The 3,332-nt window shown below is 75.8% G+C and carries 2 protein-coding genes and 1 pseudogene; all 3 read right to left on the minus strand.

Annotated features, from left to right (window positions below):
• A pseudogene (locus ACY45C_RS11575) lies at nucleotides 1-211 on the minus strand (SDR family oxidoreductase); the annotation flags it as partial.
• A 139-nt stretch (nucleotides 212-350) separates the two neighbouring features.
• A complete protein-coding gene (rfaE2, locus tag ACY45C_RS11580; protein WP_462187618.1) occupies nucleotides 351-2,558 on the minus strand; it encodes a D-glycero-beta-D-manno-heptose 1-phosphate adenylyltransferase in 2,208 nt (735 codons plus the stop codon).
• 42 nt (nucleotides 2,559-2,600) lie between these two features.
• Nucleotides 2,601-3,332: glycosyltransferase (locus ACY45C_RS11585; protein ID WP_462187619.1), on the minus strand; the 732-nt coding region annotated here is incomplete at its 5' end.

Consider the following 3,332-nt stretch of genomic DNA (forward strand, 5'->3'; position numbering starts at 1 on the left):
GCCGGGTGGTCGGTGCCCGCCGCGGTGAACACACCGTCGAGTCGGCCGCCCTCCCGTTCGACGAGCCGCCGGGTGGCCGCCTCCGCCGCCCGGCCGTCGGCGAGGTCGACGATCTCGTGCGGTGCCGACGGCGCCGGCCGCCGGTCGAGGACCAGCGGACGGCCGCGACCACCGCGGCCCCCAGTCCCGAGGCCCCGCCGGAGACGAGCACGGTTCCGGGACCGCCCGGCGACGCCCCGCTCGCCGCTGCCTCGTGTGCCGTCGATGCGACCGCCGAGCCGGCAACCGCCGAGCCGGCGGCCGGCGTGTCGATGGCCGGCGTGTCGATGGTGGACGTGCCGAAGGTGGTGTCAGGTGCCGCCACGGCGTACCGCCTCTCTGATCATCTTTGTGGTGGAACGGCCTTCGAGATAGGGCAGGACGACTGCCTGCCCCTGCCAGGACGCGACGACGGCGGCCTCCGGCAGGTCGGCGACCGCGTAGTCACCGCCCTTCGCGAACACGTCCGGGCGTAGCTCCCCGAGCAGCCGGGCGGGGGTGTCGTCGTCGAACACCGCCACGGCGTCCACGCTGCCCAGACCCAGCAGCACGGCGGCCCGGTCGGCCTGGCTCACCAGCGGCCGGTCCGGGCCCTTGAGCCGCCGGACCGAGGCATCGCTGTTCAGGCAGACGACGAGACAGTCGCCGAGCCGGCGGGCGGCGGCGAGGACGGAGACGTGGCCGGCGTGCAGCAGGTCGAAGCATCCGCCGGTGGCCACGACCACGCTGCCGCGGGCCCGGGCACGGCGCACCACGTCGAGGGCGGTCGTCGCGTCGAGGGCGGTCGTCAGATCGTGACCGCCCCCGCCCCTGGCTCCGTTCCCGCCCCGGCCTGCGTCTCCGCCCCGGCCTCCATCTCCGTCGCGAGTCCCGCCTTCGTCCCCGCCTCCGTCTTTCCGGGCGAGCGTCGAGACCCCGCCGGCGGCGAGGAAGTCGCTGGCGGCGCGGGTCGCGGCGACGACGGTTTCCGACGGCAGCGCACCCGCGCCCAGCAGCGCCGTGGCGGTCGCGGCGAAGCGGTGGCCGGCGCCGCAGGGATCCGCGGCGACCGGCGTCGCCGGTGCGATCAGCGGGGGCGTGTCCGAGGCGCCGACCAGCAGGGCACCGCGTTCGCCGAGGGTGATCGCGACGCCGGCGGCACCCCAGTGGGCCACGAGCCGGCGGCCGCGGTCCGTAGCCTCGGCGATGGGGTCCCGGCGCACCGTGGCGTTGCGGGTGAACCACCGCGCCTCGGCCAGGTTCGGTGTGACGAGCGTGGCGCCGCGCGGGGGCACGTCACCCCGCGGGTGCGGATCCCAGACGAGTGGAACCCGCCGCGCCCGGCCGGCGAGCGCCGCGGTGACCGGGCGATGCCGCGCGAGTCCGCGACCGTAGTCGGCGACGAGGATCGCCCGGGCCGCGGCGAGCGCCCGCCGGCCCGCCTCGGGAAGCGTGTCGCGCACCGCGCCACCGGTCCCGCGATTGTCACCGGTCCCGCGATCGAGACGCAGCAGGGTGCTGGTGCCGGTCCGCATCCGGATTTTCTGCGGTGTCGGGCCGTCGAGCCCGAGGTCGACGACGGTGACGCTGGCGTCGGCGAGCAACGCGGCGAGGCGTCGCTCGCCCTCGTCGTCAGCCAGGGCGGTGACGAGGACGACGTCGTGACCGTCGCGGGCGGCGAGCAGGGCGGCGAGGCCCGCGCCGCCCGGCCGGGCCAGGTCGTCGGTCTGGTCGAGCACGGGCACCGGCGCATCGGGGGCCAGCCGTTCGACCCGGCCGACGAGGTCGCGGTCCAGCAGCGTGTCTCCGACGACGACCAGCGGCCGCCGCGGGGACGGTGGGGCAGCGCATTCCGGTGGGGCAGCGGATTGCGGTGTGGACGCGGACGAGGCGGCGGATCGCGGCAGGGCCTCCCGGGTCGGCGCGACGCCCAGCGCGACGTCACAGGCCGCGCAGAGAACGTGCACGGCGACCAGGTGGGTCTCCTGCACGGTCGCGGTCGACGGTTCGCTTTCGCGCGGTTCGTTCTCGCGCGGTTCGTTCTCGCGCGGTTCGCTCTCGCCTGCGCGCCCGGTCGCCACGATCTCGTCGCAGGCGGCCGCCAGTGGGCTGTCGGCCCGGCCGACCAGCGCCCACGTTGTCAGGCCCAGCTCCCGGGCCGCGTCGGCCGCGTGCAGCAGATTGGCGCTGCGGCCCGAGGTGGACAGCAGCATCAGGACGTCGCCGGGCCGGCCGTGGGCGCGCACCTGGCGGGCGAACACGTCGTCGTAGCCGAAGTCGTTGCCGATCGCGGTCAGCGAGGAGGTGTCAGCGTGCAGCGGGATGGCCGACATCGGGGCCCGGTCGTCGCGGAACCGGCCGACCAGCTCCGCGGTCAGATGCTGGGCCTCGGCGGCGGATCCGCCGTTGCCGGCGGCGAGCAGCCGGCCGCCCGCGGCCAGGACCTCGGCCAGCCGGGTCCCCCAGGCGGCGAGCCGGTCGACGTCGAGTCCGTCCAGGGCCAGTTGCAACGCGGCGACGTGGCCGCGCCCGGACGGCATCGGCCGGCATGCCGCCGGTCCCGGTGCCGGTCGGTCCATGGGTCAGACCCCCGCCGGGAGATAGGGACGGCCGAAGCGGGACGTGCCGTGGCGGGTCAACCGCTGGTAGCTGCCCAGGGTCAGCGTGGCCACCCGGTCCCAGGAAAACAGGGCGCGGGCGCGCCGGGCGCCCTGCTCACCGAGTTCCCGCCGCCACGCGGGGTCGCCCATCAGCTCGGTAAGGGCCTCAACGATCCGTTCCGGGGACCGTGGTGGCACGTGCAGGCCGGTCTTGCCGTCCACGACCGTGTCGACGAGACCGCCGACGGCCGAGGCGACAACCGGCACGCCGCAGGCCATCGCCTCCAGTGGGACGATGCCGAACGGTTCGTACCAGGGCACGCAGGTGACGACATCGGCGGAGCGGTAGAGGGCGGGCAGTTCGTCGTGGTCGACGCGCCCGATGAAGCTCGTCCGGTCGGCGACGCCCAGCTCGACCGACAGTCGACGCAGCCGGTCCACCTCCGGGTCGGTGTCGAGGTGCGCCGGATCGGGACCACCCGCGACGACGAGGTCGGCCGCCGGCAGATGGGGCAGCGTGCTGATGACGTTGCCGACCCCTTTGCGTTCCACCAGACGACCGACGAACAGCAGCCGGACGCGGTCGCCGCGCCGCGGCCGGGCCCATCCGTGCGGGGTGAACCGGGACAGGTCCACCCCGCAGGGCACCACGCTGACCCGCCCGCGCGGCGCCCCCAGCCGGACCAGCTCGAACACCTCGTCCGTGCAGGTGGC

It is taken from the genome of Frankia sp. CcWB2 (assembly GCF_977927585.1).